The sequence below is a fragment of the Paraburkholderia sp. SIMBA_053 genome (genome assembly GCF_046534895.1).
Taxonomy (GTDB): domain Bacteria; phylum Pseudomonadota; class Gammaproteobacteria; order Burkholderiales; family Burkholderiaceae; genus Paraburkholderia; species Paraburkholderia caledonica.
Genome location: NZ_JAWRXU010001440.1, coordinates 1 through 245 on the forward strand (window position 1 = coordinate 1; position 245 = coordinate 245).

At 71.4% G+C, this 245-nt stretch carries 1 pseudogene; it reads right to left on the reverse strand.

What is annotated here, in order from left to right:
* Positions 1-230: pseudogene (locus SB753_RS40385) on the reverse strand (hypothetical protein); the annotation flags it as partial.
* Between the last annotated feature and the right edge of the window lie 15 nt (positions 231-245).

Below are 245 nucleotides of genomic sequence, written 5' to 3' on the forward strand. Positions count from 1 at the left end.
GTGCCGATCAGATGACGCACGGGCGACACCTGGCCCCGCGTGCCGAATGCGCCGTTGAGATCGGGCAGCGTTTCGCCGAGCGCAACCAGCGCCTCGCGGACGCGCTTCTGGCTCACCTTGTCCCACGCGGGCGCCTCGAAGCTTCCCGGCGCGGCCTGCTGCAGCCCGATGCCGTCCTGCAACGCATGCGCCGCCCGCAGGTCCGCGGGATCGCGCACATCGGCTCGCATGCGAACGCCGATCAG